7 protein-coding genes are annotated in these 18,876 nt (G+C 69.4%); 6 read left to right on the top strand and 1 reads right to left on the bottom strand.

The genetic code is table 11. The features are described 5' to 3' along the window. The first annotated feature begins 15 nt into the window (after positions 1–15). From MIC98_RS00905 to MIC98_RS00880, 6 genes are all read left to right on the top strand, one after another. A complete protein-coding gene (locus tag MIC98_RS00905) occupies positions 16–2,160 on the top strand; it encodes a S46 family peptidase (protein ID WP_239734968.1) in 2,145 nt (714 codons plus the stop codon). Positions 2,161–2,337: 177 nt separating this feature from the next. Further along, a complete protein-coding gene (locus MIC98_RS00900) occupies positions 2,338–3,069 on the top strand; it encodes a response regulator transcription factor (protein WP_239734967.1) in 732 nt (243 codons plus the stop codon). Between the two features lie 206 nt (positions 3,070–3,275). Beyond that, positions 3,276–4,028, top strand: a complete 753-nt coding sequence (locus MIC98_RS00895; protein WP_239734966.1) for a response regulator transcription factor — start codon at positions 3,276–3,278, stop codon at positions 4,026–4,028. 240 nt (positions 4,029–4,268) lie between these two features. Then, positions 4,269–12,455, top strand: coding sequence for an SdrD B-like domain-containing protein (locus MIC98_RS00890; protein WP_239734965.1), 8,187 nt, complete (start codon positions 4,269–4,271; stop codon positions 12,453–12,455). After that, the gene (locus MIC98_RS00885) at positions 12,452–15,835 is read left to right on the top strand and encodes an Ig-like domain-containing protein (protein ID WP_239734964.1); all 3,384 of its coding nucleotides are present in this window, start codon (positions 12,452–12,454) and stop codon (positions 15,833–15,835) included. Before MIC98_RS00890 ends, MIC98_RS00885 begins: the two co-directional genes overlap by 4 nt. A 10-nt stretch (positions 15,836–15,845) precedes the next feature. Next, complete coding sequence (locus MIC98_RS00880) at positions 15,846–16,856, top strand: OmpA family protein (protein WP_239734963.1); 1,011 nt, start codon at positions 15,846–15,848, stop codon at positions 16,854–16,856. A gap of 42 nt (positions 16,857–16,898) precedes the next feature. Here the strand turns inward: MIC98_RS00880 and MIC98_RS00875 are convergent, their stop codons facing one another. Beyond that, positions 16,899–18,848 carry a GGDEF domain-containing protein gene (locus MIC98_RS00875; RefSeq protein ID WP_239734962.1) on the bottom strand — a complete coding sequence of 650 codons (1,950 nt, stop codon included), beginning with the start codon at positions 18,846–18,848 and terminating at the stop codon, positions 16,899–16,901. Between the last annotated feature and the right edge of the window lie 28 nt (positions 18,849–18,876).

Genomic DNA, 18,876 nt, shown 5'->3' with positions numbered 1-18,876 from the left:
TGACGGGATTTTTCGATGACGCGCAAACCGCTGACCGCCGCACTGGTGCTGGGCATGGGTCTTTCCGCCACCGCCGCCGCCAACGAGGGCATGTGGATGCCCACGCAACTTCCGGAACTGGCGAAAACGCTGAAGGCCGCCGGCTTCGAGGGCGACCCGTCGGCGCTGGCCGACGTCACCACGCCGCCGCTGAACGCGGTGGTGCGGATCGGTGGCGGCACCGGCTCGTTCGTCTCCGGCGACGGCCTGCTGCTGACCAACCACCACGTCGCCTACGGCGTCATCCAGTACAACTCCGGCAAGGGGCACGACTACATCAACGAGGGCTTCATCGCCGGCGGCCGCGACGACGAGCGCCCGGCCAACCCGGATTACCGGGTGCTGGTGACGGTGGGCTTCGACAAGGTCACCGACGAAGTGCTCCGCGAGGCACGCGGAAAGAGCGGCCGCGCCTATTACGACGCGGTGGAGAACGCGCGCAAGCGCATCGTCGCCGACTGCGAAGCCGAGGGCGGCGTGCGCTGCTCGGTGGCCAACATGTACTACGGCAGCGACTTCTACCGCGTCCGCCAGCTGGAGCTGACCGACATCCGCCTCGTCTACGCGCCGCCGCGCGCCATCGGCAACTACGGCGACGAGATCGACAACTTCATGTGGCCGCGCCACACCGGCGACTTCACCCTGCTGCGCGCCTACGTCGGCAAGGACGGCAAGCCGGCGCCGTACAGCAAGGACAACGTGCCGTACCACCCGCCGGCACACCTGAAGATGTCGCTGGACGGCCCGAAGGAGGGCGACTACGCCATGCTCGCCGGCTACCCCGGCATCACCTATCGGCTGCGCACCGCCGCCGAGTTCGCCAACCAGATCGACGCGGTGCTGCCGCGCCGGGTGGAGGTGTTCCAGCAGCTGATCGACGTCGTCGAGGCCGCCGGCAAGGACGATGCCGACGCCCGCACCCGCTACGCCTCGCAACTGCAGTCGCTGAAGAACAACCGCAAGCGTGCCGCCGGCGAACTGGAAGGGCTGCTGCGCAGCGACGCCAAGGCCCGGCGCGCCGCCGACGAGCGGGCGATGCTGGCCGCCACCGATGCGAAGTACAAGGCCGACATCGACGCCCTGTTCGCCTCGCTGGACGCCGAGCGCGCGGCCGGCGAGCGCGAGCTGCTGGTGGGGCTGATGTCCAGCCAGACCCAGCTGCTGCGCTCGGCGCTGCTGCTGGAACGGCTGCGCGTGGAATCGGCCAAGCCCGACGCCGAGCGCGAGAGCGGCTACCAGCAGCGTGACCAGGCGCTGATCGAGGGCGTGCTCCGGCAGGTGCAGCGCCGCTACGACCCGACGGTGGAGAAGGCCATCCTCACCGCGCTGCTCACCCGCTACCAGCAATTGCCCGACGACCAGCGCGATTCGCATTACGACAACCTGTTCGGCCGCACCCCGGAGCAGCTGCGCAAGGCGCTGGACGAGCTGTACGCGACCACGAAGCTGGGCGACGAGGCGCAGCGCCTGTCGCGCTTCGAGGCCGCGCGCAAGGGTGCCTTCATCGACAACGACCCGCTGGTGTCGGTGGCCGCCGCGCTGGTGATGGCGCAGCTGAACGCCGAACGCGAGAGCAAGGAGCGCGCCGGCGAGCAACTGCGGCTGCGCCCGTCCTACATGCAGGCGCTGTTCGCATGGCGGGCGCAACAGGGGCGCGCGGTCTACCCCGACGCCAACGGCACCCTGCGCATCAGCTACGGCAAGGTGGAGGCACTGCACCCGCGCGATGCGGTGAACTATTCGCCGGTGACCACCGTGGCCGGCATCGTCGAGAAGAACACCGGCACCGTGCCGTTCGACGCGCCCAGGCCGCTGCTCGACGCCATCGCCAAGGGCGATTTCGGCAGCACCGCCGACCCGGCGCTGAAGACGCAGACGGTCAACTTCCTGACCAACCTGGACACCACCGGCGGCAACTCCGGCTCGCCGGTGCTCAACGCCAAGGGCGAACTGATCGGCCTGAACTTCGATTCCAACTGGGAGTCGGTGAGCGCCAGCTGGTGGTTCGACCCGCGCTACAAGCGCGCCGTGCACGTGGACATGCGCTACCTGCGCTGGCTGCTGGCCAAGGTCTACCCGGCCCCGGCGCTGCTGGCGGAAATGGGCCTGCCGCGGGAGTGAGGCCGCGGATGCGGGCGCGCAGGTGATGCGCTCCCGCGCATCGTCCCCGGGCGGCGCCGTGCACGCGCTTCCCGGGCCGGGCCAGTAGAATGGCGTCCCGGAGGGAGCAGCGGGATCGGCTTGGGAGAACACGGGGTGGCGAAGCAGGAAATACCGACGGCGGAATCAGGCTGCCGGTTGGATGGCGTACGCATCTGGGTGGTGGAAGACGATCCCGAGTGGCGCGGCATGGTGGTGGAGGAACTCGAGTACCACGGCGCCAGCGTGCGCGGCATCGAAAGCGCCGAAGCGCTGTATCGCGACCTGGCGGTGGACCGCTGCGACATCCTCGTCCTCGACGTCGGCCTGCCGGGCGAGGACGGCCTGAGCGCCACCGGCCACCTGCGGCGGATGGACGGCATGGGCATCGTGCTGGTCACCGGCCGCAGCGGCACCGCCGACATGGCGCAGGGGCTGTCACTCGGCGCCGATGTCTACCTGCCCAAGCCGTTGGAGTTGCCGGTGCTGGTGGCCGCACTGCACAGCCTGCACCGGCGCATGACCCGCCCGGCGCCAGCGGCCGCCCCGGCGACCGGCAACGATCCCGTCCGCGATGGCGCCGCGGCATGGAGCCTGCGTGCCGATGGCTGGGACCTGTATGCCCCCAACGGGGGCATGCTGACCTTGACCGCGGCCGAGCGCGGTTTCCTGCGCGAACTGTTTTCCGTTCCCGGCAAGGCCGTGGACCGCGAGCAGTTGATCGCCGCCATCACCGACCAGCCCTGGGATTTCGACCCGCACCGCCTGGAAGTGCTGGTGCACCGCCTGCGCACCCGCGTGCGCAATGCCACTGGCGTGGCGCTGCCGGTGCGCGCGCTGCGCGGCATCGGCTACATGCTGCTTTCCGAACGGGCCGAAGCGGCGGACTGAGCCGCGGAAACGATGCGGACCGCGCTGCCGCCCGCCGGCAGGAATCGTTGAGGCGGGCCTTCCCGCGGCCCGGGATCGCGGGCAAGCATTCGTGATGTTGCGAGAGTTTTTGATACTGCCCGCCTGACACCACCTGCCGAGAATCGTCCGGCAAGCGTTGCAGCTGCCACCGGCGGCGCGCTTGCCTCGGGGACGCGGTATTGGAGATGAAGCGGGAGGCGCCGCAGGCGGGTGGGAAGCCGTGGCTGGAAGGGGTGCGGATATGGGTGGTCGAGGACGACCTGGCATGGCGCGCCCTGGTACTCGAGGAACTCGAAAGCCACGGCGCATCGGTGCGGGGCATCGGCAGCGTCGAGGCGCTGTACCGCGAACTGGCCGTCGACCGCTGCGACATCCTGATACTCGACATCATCCTGCCCGGTGAGGACGGCCTGAGCGCCGCCAGCCACCTGCGCCGCATCGGCGACATGTGCATCGTGCTGGTGAGCGGCCGCTGCGGCGCGGCCGACATCGCCCGTGGCCTGGCCGCCGGCGCCGACCTTTACCTCGGCAAACCGCTGGAGCTGCCGGTGCTGGTGGCGTCGTTGCACAGCCTGTACCGGCGCCTGGCGACACGTATCGGTGGCGGTGACGTTGCCGCCGAGCCTGCAACGGAAGCGATCCCGGACTGGCGCCTGAGCGCCAATGGCTGGGACCTGCATGCACCCAATGGCTGCACCCTCACCCTGACCGCACCGGAGCGCACGCTGCTGCGTGAACTGTTTGCCGCCCAGGGCACGCCAGTGAGCCGCACCCGACTGATCGCCGCACTCACCCCCACGCCGCAGGATTTCGACCCGCACCGCCTGGAAGTGCTGATGCACCGCCTGCGCTCGCGCGTCCGTGCCGCCACCGGCCTGCCGCTGCCGGCAAGGGCGTTGCGCAACATGGGCTACCTGCTCGTCCCCGGCCAGGGTTGAGCGGCACGGCGTTGGTCCGTCTTCATGGACCGTGTTCCGAGGTGTGACGAGAGAAAGTGAGAGGCAAAGAAAGCGTCTGCTACTGCCTTCGCCGCACCCCATGCCGAGAATGCCGCCCGAAAACCCGCCAAGGGTGGTCTGCGCATGTCCGTGACGGCATGCGCAGGCGAAGCATCGCAGGCCCGTGCTTCCAGACAAGCACGGGTGGGGCGCAACAGAAGCGAATTCAGGGGAAAACCCGTGCACCAGACACACGATCAGGCCGATCGCGCGACGTTGTTGCGCACGCATGCAAATGGATTTGGATTTGCCACCCACGCGATGAAGATCGTCGGCCTGTTGGCCGTGGTCGGGTTTCTGGTCCCCGCCGCGAATGCCGCCGTGACCGCGACGCAGGTGACGACGGTGCCGGACATCGGTATTGGCCAGGACGTGGACGTCACCGTCGACTGGACACGTACCAGCGCAGGCGGCGATACCGTAACCATCGTCATTCCCGCCCAGTTGCAGGCCGATCCCCCCGCTCCCCCGGCCGGCTGCTCCTATACCGCGCCAAACATGGTGTGCTCGACGACGGCTGGCAGCAGTGGCACGGTGACTTTCCCGGTCCGTGGTGTGGCAGCCGGTGGCTTCAACCTGACCGCCACAGGCACCTCGGGCCCTGCGGCTGCGTTTTCCGGCAACGTGCGCAACGCCGGTGACCTGACCGTCGGCAAGACCATGGCCGTCCCCGCGGTTGGCAATCCCCTGACCGGTGGCGACAGCGCATTCCGCCTGATGCCCAACATCGCTGGTGGCGGAAATGACGTGCCGGTGGGTGGCAGCATCCTCATTACCGACAACCTGCCGGGTAACGCCACGACGGGTTTCGTGGTGACGAGCGTGGCCTTCGGTGGCCCGTTGACACCATCCTGCACCGCGGTGGCGGCTGCCAACAGCAGCCGCGTGTTGACCTGCACCTATTCCGCGGGTGGCTCCCCTATCACCCCGGCCCAGCTCAATGCCAGCTGGATCGATGTGAGGGGTGTCACCCTCAGCTATGGCAGCTTCGTCAATACGGCCACGGTCAGTTCAGGCAATACGCTCTACATCGACCTGGCCGCCGGCAACAACACCGACAGCCTCAACTACAACACCGAGCCAGCCACTGACCTGGTGGCAACCATCACCACCTCGCTCAGCAACAGTTCGGCCTCGCCTTCCCCTGGCTTGAGCAACCAAAGTGTCACCATCGGCGTGACCAACAACGGGCCCATGGCATCGGCGGCGGGAGCGGTGGTGGAGACCATTGTTCCGGCGGGCTTCACCTTGGGCACGCTGCCGGCGGGCTGTACGTCCACGCCGGCCAGCAGCCTGACCATTTCCCCGCCGGTGAGCGGCGGCACCGTGACCGGGACCTGGAACGGCACCAAGGTCAGCTGCACCGCGGGCACGTTGAATGTGGGGCAGTCCGCTCCGTTCGTCATCCCCGTGACCCTGGACAACGTCCGCCGCACGGGCGAGTACCTGCCCGCCGTGCTGTCCCTGCCGGCCGGCCAGGACGATGGCCAGCCGAACAACAACAGCGCCACCCGCCGCTACTGGATGGCGCCGTCGGCGGCCGACCTGGGCCTGAGCAAGAGCAAGCCCGCGAAGGTGGCACCGGGGCAGACGATCAATACCACCCTGACCGTTACCAACCGTGGACCGGAAACGGTCAGCTGGAACGCCGGCCAGCCGTTGCGCGTGGTGGACTGGCTCGACCCGCGCGAAATCACCAACGCCACGGTCACCGCCACCGGCGGCTGGGTCTGCACCGTCACCCCGTCGTCGCCGCGCCCGGATGGCCAGTACTCCAGCCAGACCACGCAGGTGTCCTGCGAGCACGCCGGGCCGGGCACGATGACCGTCGGCCAGTCGCGCTCCTTCAACTTTGCCCACACCGTGGCCGATGCAGCTACCTTGGGCCCCAACCCGGTGACGTTGACCAACATCGCCTGCACCGGCAGCGAGGTGCTGCGGCTGTTGGGGAAGGGCGAGAGCGATGGCCCGCAGCCGGCAGATCCCGAGGATGCTGGCGCAACCGGCGGCATCGCCGAGGATGGCACCAATGGCCAGGACTGCAGGGCAGCCAACGGCATCGGCACCACCATCGAGGACGTCCGTGTCGGGATTCGCAAGGAATCCTCCGTGGATGGCGCCAGTTGGCATGACGATGTCGCCGATGCGCCGACGTTGACCGCGGACGACAACGACATGCACTGGCGCATGACCATCACCACGGCGGCGGCGCAGGCGACGATCCCGACCCTGCAGGTGAAGGACGTTTATCGCGGCCTGATGCGAGCGGTCGGTGCCGCACCGACCTATGTCACGCCGACCATTGCCGTCGCCTACGACACGTCGCTGGCACCAGGGGTCACGCACAGTTGTCCGACCACCATTTCCGGCAATCCGGCGTCGTGGGGCGGTACGGGAAATACCACCGAGTCCGGCAATACCTACGAACAGACCTGCAGCTTCAACAACGTGCCGGCCGGCGCCACCATCGTGGTCACGGCTACGCTGTCGCGCCCGTTGGGTGTGCCCACGGGCCAGCTGAACAATACCGCCACGCTGGATTCGACCAACGCGTTCCTGAAGGACCTGTCCGGCGGCAACGTGCTGAGCGACGACGCGCGGATCAATGTGCTGCCGCGCGCCGATGTGGCCATGACCAGCAAAACGGTGACGACCAGCATCCCGGCCAGCGGTGGCAACAACCCGATGGCGTCGGTGGGCGAGACCGTGCTGTTCACCCTGGTCGCCCGCAACCAGGGCCAGGACCACATCGCCGCCGGAAATTTCCGCATCACCGACAGCCTGTTCACCGGCGCGGCGACACTGGCGACGCCGGCCTTCGATGTGCTGGAAGTGAAGCCGGCCGACGCGGCGAAGATGAGTTGCGCGGCCAGCAACCTGGCCAGCGGCGCCATTTCCTGCGTCAACGTCGCGACCATCTCCCGCCATGAGGTGCAGACGGTCACCGTGCGCGCGCGCGTCAAGAAGCCGCCGAGCTACACCGGCGCGCTGGGCGACAAGCTTTACGAGAACGTCACCAATACCGCCCACGTCCATCTGGACAACATGTGCGAGTACCGCTTCGACAGCGTGGCCAACTCGAATGCCTGCGGCGACGCCAACGCGCTGGCGAACAACACCGCTTCGGCCGTGTTCGACGTGACCGTGCCCTCGTTCGACCTGCAGCAGGGCAAGGTGCCGGTGTTCCCGGCCGGGCAGAGCGAGTTCCGCGCCGGCGACGACCTGCGCTACCGCTTCAGCGTCCGCAACGCCGGTCCGTCGATCGCCGAAAACGTCGTGATGACCGATGCGCTGACCGTGCCGGCCGGTTTCACCCTGGCGCTGCAGGGCACGCCGCAGAACATGAACGCCGGCGCGGCGAGCGCCGGCTACACCCTGGTGAGCAAGGCCATCACCTGCACCCAGGCATCGCCGAACACCGATACGGTGTGCACGTTCGGCACGCTGGACGTGAACGAAGAGGTCAACTTCGAGCTGGTGTTCCGTCCCACCGGCGCGTCGGCGGCTCCGGAGATCTTCGGCAACGCCGTGCACGTCTGCGCCGACGAGACCAACAGCTACGAATCGTCCGGCAAGTGCACGGCCGATCCGCTGCAGGCGGGCAACAACCTGGCCGCGATCAACAACGTGCTGTTCCCGAGCACCGACCTGGAAGTGGTGAGCAAGACCGCCATGGTTTCGCCGGTCGACGTCGGCCAGGCCGTGCCGTGGCAGATCGTGCTGCGCAACAACGGCATTTCCACCTCCACCCAGATGCGTGTGGTGGACACGCTGCCGGCCGGCTTCGAGTGGATCGCCACCACCGCACCGAGCGTCGGTACCGCCACCGGCGGCGCCACGCTGGCCGCGGCGGGCGGCAACCTGGTGGTGCAGCCGGGCCCGACGGCACCGGACGCGGCCGACGTGTGCTACGTCTCCAATGGCGTGGCCAGCGTCACCACCGCGACCCCGGTCCAGCAGGTCACCTGCCACGTCAACGGCAACTTCCCGGCCGGCAGCGGTTACACCCTGACCCTGCATGCGCGGCCGAAGGCCGGCGTGTTCGCCGGGCCGTGGCTCACCAACGTGGACAACCACGCGGCCGTGCAGCCGGGCAAGGACGCGGCCAACGAGGACCTGGCCAAGGACAGCAACCCGAACAACAACGAGCAGGATGGTCCGGTGCAGGTGCGCAACGCCAGCATCGCCGGCCGCGTATTCCTCGACCAGAACAACAATGGCGACACCGACGCCGGCGATAGCGGCCTGGCGAATGTGAGCGTGCGCCTGACCGGCACCGATGTGTACGGCAACGCCATCGACGTGACCGTCGCCACCGACGCCAACGGCGACTACGTGTTCGACGGCCTGGCGCCGTCCGATGCCGCCGGCTACACCATCCGCCAGGACCAGAGCACCGTGTCAGGTGGCTACAACAACGGCATGCCGCAGCCGAACAGCGCGCGTACCGTGCGCAACGGCACCAGCACCGGCGTGACCGACAAGGGCAGCGCCAGCATCGCGGCCGGCGGCGGCGTCATCAGTGGCATCGTGCTCGGCAGCGGCGGTGCGGGCGTGCAGTTCGACTTCCCGGAAGTCACACTGTACACGCTGTCCGGCCATGTGTTCCTGGACAAGAACGTCAACGACGTGCGCGATCCGGCCACGGACGATCCCATCCCCGGCGCCACCCTGGAACTGCTGGAACTGGTCGGCGGCAACTACGTGCCCGTCAGCGGCCCGACCGGGACCGCGCAGACCGACGCTAGCGGCTTCTACAAGTTCGTGGGCCTGGACCCGGCCAAGACCTACGCCGTGCGCGAAGTGCTGCCAGCCGGCTACCTGAACCGTCCCAGCGCGGTGAAGCCTGGCACCTGCGGTGGCGGTGGCTGTGTCGCCGGTACCGCACAGACCGGCGTGTCCGGCGATGCGGCGACCACCGACCGCATCAGCGGCATCCGCCTGACCGGCAACGGCGAGAACTACGACTTCGGCGAGCAGGAAGGCGCCGAGATCCATGGCCGTGTGTTCATGGACTACGACAACGACGGCGTGCAGAACGGCAGCGACGCCGGCATCGGCGGCCAGACCATCGAACTGCGCGACGCCGGCGGTACGGTGGTCGCCACCACGACCACGGCCAACGACGGCACGTTCTCGTTCACCCAGCTGCTGCCGGGCAACTACACCCTGCACCAGCCGAACCAGCCGGCGGGCACCGCCAACGGCATCACCACCGCAGGAGCCATCGGCGGTATCGCCACGGGCACCGCCACCGGCGTGAACACCACCCCGTCGCAGATCAGCGGCATCACCCTGGCCCCGGGCCAGAAGTCGCTGGAGAACCTGTTCGCCGAGATCCCGACCCGCAGCACCATCGCCGGCCGGGTGTGGATGGACAACAACGACAACGGCGTGATCAACCCCGGCGAGCAGGGCATTGCCGGCGTCACGGTCGAGCTGACCGGCACCGATGTCAACGGCAACCCGATCACCCGTGCCACCACCACTGGCAGCGACGGCAGCTACCTGTTCGCCGACCTGCCGGCGGGCACCTACGCCGTCACCGAGCCGAACCAGCCGCCGATGACGCTCAACGGCCAGACGGTGCCAGGCACCATCGGCGGCGTGCCGATGGCGGGCGCCACCGCGACCAACAAGGCCACCACGCCGTCGGCGATCGGCAACATCGTGCTTGGCGAGAACCAGCACTCGGTGCAGAACAACTTCGGCGAGATCCCGATGAGCGGATCCATCGCCGGCCGGGTGTGGCTGGATCGCAACAACGATGGCGTCATCACCGTTGGTGAGGAAGGCATTGCGGGCGTGACCGTGCGCCTGACCGGCACCGACGCCATGGGCAATCCGGTGGTGGCCGAGGTGCGGACCGACGAGAACGGCTATTACCTGTTCGACGAGCTGGCACCGGGCACCTATACCGTGACCGAACCGGAACAGCCGGCGGGCACGTTCAATGGCAAGACCCGTGCCGGCAGCCATGGCGGCGACGCCACCGACGTGACGACCACGCCGTCGGCGATCAGCAACATCGTGCTGGGCGCCAACGAACATTCGGTGGCCAACAACTTCGGCGAGATCCCGCCGGCATCCATCTCGGGCCAGGTGTGGTACGACGACAACGACAACGGTCGCATCGATTCCGGCGAAACCGGCATTCCCGGCCAGGAAATCGTGCTGGAGGGCGTCGACGACCTGGGTAATCCCGTCCGCACGACGGTCGTCACCGACGGCGACGGGCGCTACAACTTCCCGAACCTGCGCCCGGGCCGCTACAAGGTGACCCAGCCCAACCAGCCGCCGCAGACGGAAAGCGGCCAGACGGTTCCGGGTACCACCGGTGGCGACGGCACGCCGAAGACCGATCCGGTTTCGGTCATCAGCTGGCTGACGCTGGAGCCGGGCGTGAACTCGCAGTCCAACAACTTCGGCGAGATCAGCACCAACGTGCCCGACCTGCGGGTCAGCAAGTCGGTGGATCCGGCGACCCTGGTCACCGGCAGCGCCGCGACCTACCGCGTCGTGGTGCGCAATACCGGCCAGGCCGCGACCAGCGGCGAGTACGAGGTCATCGACCGCCTGCCGCAGGGCGTGACCCTGGCGGACGTGCCGGCCGGCGACGGTTGGACCTGCACCGGCGCGGCTGGTGATACCCGCTTCACCTGCCGCAGCGCCACCGTGCTGGCGGCCGGGCAGACGGCGGCCGCCGCCATCACCGCGGTGGTACGCGTGGGCGCCGATGCCTCGGCCGGTACCGTCAACAACGCCGTGCTGGTCTCCGGCGGCGGCGAGCCCGAATCGCGCCGTCCGACGCCGGAAGAAAAGCAGGCGCTGGAAGGCGGCGACGTCGGCATCCTGCCGGTGTGCGAGGCCGACGTGGTGCACAACGCCTGCCGCCTGCCGAGCGAACTGGTGAAGGCATGGCCGGACGTGGTGGTCAGCAAGGCCGCCGACACCGCCGTGTTCACTGTCGGCCAGGGCGCCAGCTACGCGATCCGCGTGCGCAACATCGGCGAACGCGCCACCGACGCCGAGTACGTGGTGAGCGAGCACCTGCCGGCCGGCATCGTGCTGTCGGGCCTGCCTGCCGGCGACGGCTGGACCTGCACCGGTACCGCGGGCGAACGCCGCTTCCAGTGCGCCAGCTCCCGCGAACTGGCTGCCGGTGCGACCCACCCGGGTTCGATCAAGGTGCCGGTGGACGTGCTGCCCGAAGCCGTGCAGCAGGGCACCGTGAACAACGCGGTGGTCGTGTCCGGCGGCGGCGAGGATCCGGAGCGCAAGCCCACCGACGAGCAGTGGAAGCAGTTCGAGGAAACCCCGGGCCAGCTGGAGCTGTGTGATCCGCAGATCAGCCAGAACCTGTGCCGCGTGCCGAACGAGGTGCAGGAAGCGCCGGAAGACACGCTGCTGGTGATCAGCAAGCGCGGCGACCGCGCCATGGCCGAAGTCGGCGACACCGTGCAGTACACCATCGAGGTGCGCCATGTGTCCGGCAGCGCCGCGCGCACGGTGAACATCGTCGACGTGCTGCCGCGCGGCTTCACCTACCTGGACGGCAGCGCCCGCGTCGATGGCCGCGGGCTGGCCGAACCGCTGGGCCGGCCGGGTCCGCGCCTGGGCTTCGACCTCGGCCCGATCGCCGCCGGCGGCCAGCTGGTGCTGACCTACCGCGTGCGCATCGGCGTCGGCGCGCTGCAGGGCGACGGCATCAACCGCGCGCAGGCGCACGGTTGTTCGATCGCCGGCGGCTGCATCGATCCGGTCGGCCTTAACCCGCTGCCGGGCTCGACCCCGTCCAACCACGCCGAGTACCGCGTGCGCGTCACCGGCGGCGTGTTCACCGACGAGGCCTGCGTGCTGGGCAAGGTGTTCGTGGACTGCAACAACAACCACGTGCAGGACCAGGAAGAACTGGGCATCCCCGGGGTGCGCCTGTACTTCTCCGACGGCACCTGGCTGGTCTCCGACTCGGAGGGCAAGTACAGCTACTGCGGCCTGCCGCCGAACAGCCACACGCTGAAGGTCGATGCATCCACCCTGCCGGTCGGCTCGCGCCTGACCACCAGCAGCAACCGCAACCTGGGCGACGCCGACAGCCTGTTCCTGGACCTGAAGAACGGCGAGCTGCACCGCGCCGACTTCGTCGAGGGCAGCTGCGCCAACCCGGTGCTGGAGCAGGTCAAGGCCCGCCGTACCCAGGGCGAAGTGCGTGCGCCGGAGAGCGAACCCGGCCAGTCGCAGCTGCGTTTCGAAAGCAAGCCCGTCCGTGCGCCGCAGCAGGCCACGGACTCGGCCAACCAGAGACCGATCGTGGAACCCAGACCCAATCCGCCCTCGGCATCGGCCGCGCAGGAGGTGCAGCCATGAACCGCCGCTACTCCCTGCGTACGCCGCCGCGCCTGAGCCTGCTGGCCTGCGCGCTGGCGACCGCCGCCCTGCCGGCGATGGCCCAGAGCGTGGGCACCGGCACCCGCTTCACCCCGGTGCTGGGCGACGCCAGCACCCTGTACCCGCGTTCGCCGGCGAGCGCCGACGCCGCGCCGGAAGTGGTGGCGGCGCGACCGGGCCAGGTCGACTACGCGCTCAACCGCGGCGTGGACCTGGTGCGTGTCGAGGTCGACCGCGACGGCGTGCCGGCCGACGGCCAGACGCCGGTGCACGTGCGCGTGCAACTGCTCGACGCGCAGGGCAAGCCGCTGTCCGGCAGGTCCTATGCCACCATCGAGAACAGCGGCGGGCGCATCCGCCTGCCCGGCTCGCGCACCGACGAGTTCGGCCCTGGTGCCAGCGACGCCGACAAGGTCACACCCGGCGTGCAGCTGGTGGTGGAGGACGGCGTGGCCGAATTCGACCTGCTGGCGCCGCACGAGCCGCAGGACGTGGTGCTGCGCATCACCGCCGGCGGCCAGACCGCCGAAGGCGTGATCGGCTTCCTGCCGGAAATGCGCGAGCTGCTGGCCACCGGCCTGATCGAAGGCGTGGTCAACTTCCGCAACAAGTCCAACGCCGGGCTGATCTCGCCGGTGCAGCACCACGATGCGTTCGACCGCGACATCCGCCGCTGGGAGAAGCAGTTCAACAACGGCAAGGCCAATGCCGCCGCGCGCACCGCGTTCTTCGTCAAGGGCCGGATCAAGGGCGAGTACCTGCTCACCGCGGCCTACGACTCGGACAAGGACGTGCGCGGCCGCCTGCTGCGCGATATCCAGCCGGAGGAGTTCTATCCGGTGTACGGCGATTCGTCGCTGCGCGGCTTCGATGCGCGCTCGGCCGAGCGCCTGTACGTGCGCATCGACAACAAGCGCAGCTACCTGCTGTACGGCGATTTCCAGACCGGCGACACGCTGGCCACGGCCACCGGCATCGGTGGCAGCGGGCCGATCCCGCAGCGCAGCCTGAGCACCTACAACCGCACCGCCACCGGCCTGGGCTGGCATTTCGAGAGCGAGCGCGCACGCGGCAACGTCTTCGCCATCGAGGACTCGCTGCGCCAGGTCATCGAGGAGTTCCGCAGCCAGGGCAGCGGCCCGTATGCGCTGCGCAACAACGCGGTGCTGGAAGGCAGCGAGCGGGTGGAAGTGATCGTGCGCGACCGCAACCAGCCCACCCGCATCGTCTCGGTGCGTCCGCTGGCGCGGCTGGTGGACTACAGCTTCGAGCCGTTCTCCGGGCGCATCCTGCTCAACCAGTTCATGCCGTCCTTCGACAGCGACCTCAACCCGGTGTCGCTGCGCATCACCTACGAGCTGGACCAGCAGACCGAGAAGTTCTGGGTGTTCGGCGCCGACGGCCAGTTCAAGCTGACCGAGCGGCTGGAAGTGGGCGCCTCGGCGGTGGAAGACCGCAATCCCTATGCCGAGTTCCGCATGGGCAGCGTCAACGCCGGCTACCGCTTCGGCCAGAACACGATGCTGGTCGCCGAGTTCGCGCGTACCCGCAGCGAGGTCAACACCAGTTCGCTCAACCAGATCACCTCGCAGGGCCTGAAGGACGTGGTCGGCGAGGTCGAGGGCGACGCCTGGCGCGTGGAGTTCGCCCACGACGGCGACAAGTTCGATGCGCGCCTGTTCGCCGCGCGCACCGATCCGGCGTTCAACAACCCGGCCTCGCCGCTGTACGGCGGCCGCGGCGAGTACAACGCACGGCTGAGCTACGCGGTGGGCCCGCGCCTGGAGCTGTACGTCGAAGGCCTGCGCAGCGAGGACCGCAATCCCGACGGCGGCAAGCGCGAGGCCGGCGGCGCCGGCGTGCGCGTGGGCGCCACCGAGCGCCTGACCCTGGACTTCGGCCTGCGCAGCATCCGCGAGACCATCGGCGTGACCTCGCCGTGGTCGATGGGCTCGCCGTTCGGCCAGACCGGCGGCCTCACCGGCGGCTTCGCCACCGGCATGGGCGGCGGCGCGCTGGGCTACGGCCAGCAGGCGCTGGACCCGGCCACCGGCTTGATGGTCATCAACGGCTCGTCCTCGGGCAGCGTCATCACCAGCGACCTGCCGGTGGGCACCGAGCTGGAATCGGACAGTGCCCGCATCGGCCTGGGCTACCGCTTCAGCGACAAGTTCAGCGGCGGCGCCGAAGTCGAGCAGAGCGTCAGCGGCGAAGATCGCCACCGCATCGCCGCCGGCGTGGACTACCAGGCCTTCGAGCGCAGCCGCCTGTACGGCCGCTACGAGAAGCAGACCGGCCTGACCAGCGCCTACGGCATCACCACCACCGACCGCGAAGCGGATGCCTTGGTGTTCGGCATCGACAGTAGCTACATCCGCGACACCCAGGCGTTCAGCGAATACCGCCTGCGCGACGCGGTCAGCGGCCGCGACGTGCAGGCCGCCTCGGGCATCCGCAACAACTGGGACGTCCGCGAGGGCCTGCGCCTGAGCAGCTCGGCCGAGCGGGTCAACGTGATCGCCGGCGACACCGGCGACAGCACCGCGCTGGCGCTGGCGCTGGACTACAGCGCCAACCCGCTGTGGCGCGGCGCGGTGCGCGTGGAGCACCGCATCTCCGAGGACGTGCCGCATACCGAGGCCAACGAGGCGTTCGACACCACGCTGCTGCAGTTCATGGTGGCGCGCAAGCTCAGCCGCGACTGGACCCTGCTGGGCCGCAACTACCTGCTGGCGACCAACTACGAAGAGCGCGGCGACGTGCTGCAGGACCGCTTCCAGCTCGGCCTGGCCTACCGCGACACCGACCGCAACCGGGTCAACGCGCTGATGCGCTACGAGTACAAGCTCGAACGCGACGAAAGCGGCCTGACCCTGCTCGACGGCGAGGTGGTCAACGGCACCAGCCAGGACGTGCGCACCCGCGCCCACATCGTCTCCACCCATGCCGACTGGCACCCGTCGCGGCCGTGGTGGTTGACCGGGCGCATCGCCGGCAAGTGGCAGCGCGACCAGTTCGCCTATGGCGACGGCGTCCGCGTCAACAGCAGCTTCCGCGCCATGCTGTTCTCCGGCCGCATCGTCTACGACATCACCGAGAACTGGGACATCGGCGTGCTCGGCTCCACCTTCCGCGGGCAGATGGGCGCCAACCAGTACGCCTACGGCCTGGAAGTGGGCCGCCTGCTGCGGCAGAACCTGTGGTTGTCGGCCGGCTACAACTGGACCGGCTTCGCCGGCGACCGCGACCTCAATGGCTACGAGTACACCCAGCAGGGCGCGTTCCTGCGCCTGCGCTTCAAGTTCGATGAAGACCTTTTCCGCCGTGACCCGGCGCGCTACCGCGACCCGGCCCGCTGAGGACGACCCGATGAAACTCCCGCACAACCGTTCCACCCTGTCCCGCACGCTGCTGGCCGCGGCCGTCCTGGCCGCCGTCGGCACCGCCGGCGCCCAGCAGACCCGGCTCACCCCGCAGGAAAAGCGCATCACCGACGAGGCGATCCACGCCGACCTGCAGGGCTACGAAACCACCCAGGGCCGGATCCAGGCGCTCAACGACGGTGGCCGCTCGATCCGCGACTACGGCATGGCCAAGGCGCAGTGCTGGCTGGACGTGTCCTTCCACGAATACACCCGCAACGACCGCAGCGCGTTCCCGCAGGAAGCGCTGACCGAGTCGGAGAAGCTGATCGTGGACATGGAGAACGGCGTGGCGCCGATCCCCACCGACACGCCGCTGGTCAACGGCGCCAAATACCTGCGCGACGACCTGTGGCAGCGCCTGCGCGCGATCCACGGCACCCCCGGCTTCGAATGCGCGCAGCAGAAGGTGGCCTGCGGCGAGGTCGAGCTGGTGCACGCTGGAAACGAATTCAACCAGCAGCAATGGCGCCATTCCAAGCCCTACATCCAGATCGCCGAGGACCTGGTCAACGACGCCGAGGCGCTGGCGCGCCAGTGCGGCGCCGGCCCGGCCACGCCGGCGGTGCCGGCCGGCCCGCTGGTCGCCAACGTGCTGTTCGAGTTCGACCGCGACCAGTACCGCGACATCCGCACCTACTCGCTGGAAAGCGTGGACCGCGCGCTGGCGACCCTGAAGGACGAGGGCCTGACGCTGGAAGGCGTCGCGCTGGTCGGCCACGCCGACCGCATGCACGGCCGCGGCCACGATTACAACCAGGGCCTGTCGCAGCGCCGTGCGCAGACCGTGCGCGAACTGCTGGTCGACCGCGGCATCGACCCGGACAAGATCCGCTACGAGTACCGCGGCGACACCCAGCAGGTGCAGCAATGCGAAGGCGTCAAGCCGCGCGCGGCGTTGCTGGAATGCCTGTTGCCGAACCGCCGCGTCGAGGTGCGGTTCGAACTGGCCAGGTGATCCAGGGGCGGGTGGCGGCGTGGGGAGACGCCTCCACCCGGTTCAGGAGCGCTCGCCCACGGCATTGCCCGCCGGGCGGTGTGCCGGTGCCGGCGACCCCGTCGCAGTCCCGCGCGGCGGCGTCCACGACATGGGGCGGCCGCCGCCGATGGCGATCCAGCCCTGCGCCAGCGCCTGTTCGGGAGCGTGCAGCAGGTCGTGCAGGTCGATGCCGCGGCCTTCGGCCAGGCCCCACAGCCCGGCCCAGGTGCCGGGGCCGCTGCGCTGCGCCACCTGCAGGGCGCGGCCGGCCGCGCGCAGGGTGTCGGCCAGCCGCGGGGCGCGACCGGGGAACAGCGGGTGGGACGCCACGCCGGTGGAGACGGTGGGCGCCAGGTACTGGCCCGGCGCGATTTCGACCTGCAATCGCCCGATGCGGCGGCACAGGTGCGCGGCCAACGCGAACGCGGCCGCCTGCGAGGTATTGCCGCGGATCACCATGAACGCCGCGCCGCTCCAGCGCGCCACGTGGTCGTGCTGGTCGCTGCCCTGCGCGAGCGCCTCGGCCACCGCGCACAGCAACTGGTCGCCGGCGGCATGGCCGTGCTGGTCGTTGAGTGCCTTGAAGCCGTCGATTTCCAGCAGCAGCACCGCGCTGCGCGCCTTGTCGGCGCCTGCCGGCGCGGTTGCGGCGAGCAGGCGCTCGGCCTCGTGCCGGTTTGCCAGCCCGGTGAGCGCGTCGGTGGTGTCGATCTGGCGCAGCCGCCGTTGCTGGCGACGCATGCGCAGGTACAGGCCGCCCGCGCCCAGCAATAGCACCACCGCCGCGGCGAGCGCGGCATTGCGCAGCAGGCGGTCGCGGTTGGCTTCCTGGGTGGCATTGGTACGGATCGGGTCCAGCGCCTGTTCGGCCTTGGCCTGCAGCCTGGCGAGGCGGTCGAGGTTGTCGCCCTTCATCCGTGACTGGTCGATCTCCCGCGCCTGCCGCAGGTAGTCGCGGGCCTGCGCGGCATCGCCCAGGAGCATGCTGGTTTCGGCCAGCAGGTCCAGGCTGTCGCGGATGGCCTCGGGGAATCTGCCGCGCTCGGCCACCGCCAATGCCTGCCCGGCCAACTGCCGCGCTTCCTCCGCGGCATCCTGTTCCAAGGCGATCCGCGCCAGGCGTTGCAGGGTGACGACCTCGCCCAGCGGATCGTTCTCCCGCTGCCAGGGCAGGATCGCGAGCAGCCCGGACCTGGCCGCCTCCAGCTCGCCGCGGGCATGCAGCATCTCGGCGCGGTGGCCGCGGATGCGTTGCAGCATCACGTCCTGGTTGGAGAGCCGGTTGGCGATGGTTTCGGCGCGGTTGAATGCCTTGCCCGCTTCGTCGTAGCGCTTGAGCTGCAGCAGCGTGTAGCCGTGGTTGTAGTGGAGCAGCACGTCCTGCGGTAGCGGCGGCCGCTGCAGGTGATCGGACAGGGTGATGGCCTGCTGCTGGTAACGCAGGGCGCCTTCCGGGTCGTCCATCTGCTCGCCGCGGACCAGCGCGATGCCGCTCAGCGCGCTGATCTGCCCGGTGACGTCGTCTTCGGCGATGGCGCGCTCCAGCATCGATTCGAGCAGTTGCAGGCCCTCGCGGGTCTGGCCGTTGCGTTGCAGCAGCGTGGCGGCGATCTGCAGTGCGCGGTTGCGCTCCATCACCGGCAGCCCCGGTGTTTCCATCAGCACCTTCAAGCGCGCCGCCGCGTCCAGGCTGCCCGCGCCCTGCCCGAGCAATTGCAGGGAGAAGCCGCGGCAGCTGACCGCACCGATCTCCACCACCGGCGACAGGGCCGGCGCGGCCAGCAGCTGGTCGGCGATGGCCAGTGCGTCGCGGGGAGCGCCGTGCATCACCGAATGGCAGCGCTGCACCTGCTCCATCTGCCGCGCATCGGTGGTGGCCGCCGTCCCCTGGCCGTGGACCGCACCGATCGCCACCAGCAGCAGGCAAGGCAACAGACGGCGGAGGCGGGCATTGCGGAGGGGACGGCGCATGGCGGCAACGGCTTCCTGGCGAGGAGAA

The organism is Stenotrophomonas sp. NLF4-10, from assembly GCF_022359915.1.
GTDB classification, from domain to species: Bacteria; Pseudomonadota; Gammaproteobacteria; order Xanthomonadales; family Xanthomonadaceae; genus Stenotrophomonas; species Stenotrophomonas daejeonensis.
This window is presented reverse-complemented; position numbering and strand designations above follow the sequence as displayed.

Coding starts and splice junctions, on each gene's coding strand:
- MIC98_RS00880 (WP_239734963.1), top strand. CDS start 15,846: ATGAAACTCCCGCACAACCGTTCCACCCTGTCCCGCACGCTGCTGGCC.
- MIC98_RS00885 (WP_239734964.1), top strand. CDS start 12,452: ATGAACCGCCGCTACTCCCTGCGTACGCCGCCGCGCCTGAGCCTGCTG.
- MIC98_RS00895 (WP_239734966.1), top strand. CDS start 3,276: ATGAAGCGGGAGGCGCCGCAGGCGGGTGGGAAGCCGTGGCTGGAAGGG.
- MIC98_RS00905 (WP_239734968.1), top strand. CDS start 16: ATGACGCGCAAACCGCTGACCGCCGCACTGGTGCTGGGCATGGGTCTT.
- MIC98_RS00875 (WP_239734962.1), bottom strand. CDS start 18,848: ATGCGCCGTCCCCTCCGCAATGCCCGCCTCCGCCGTCTGTTGCCTTGC.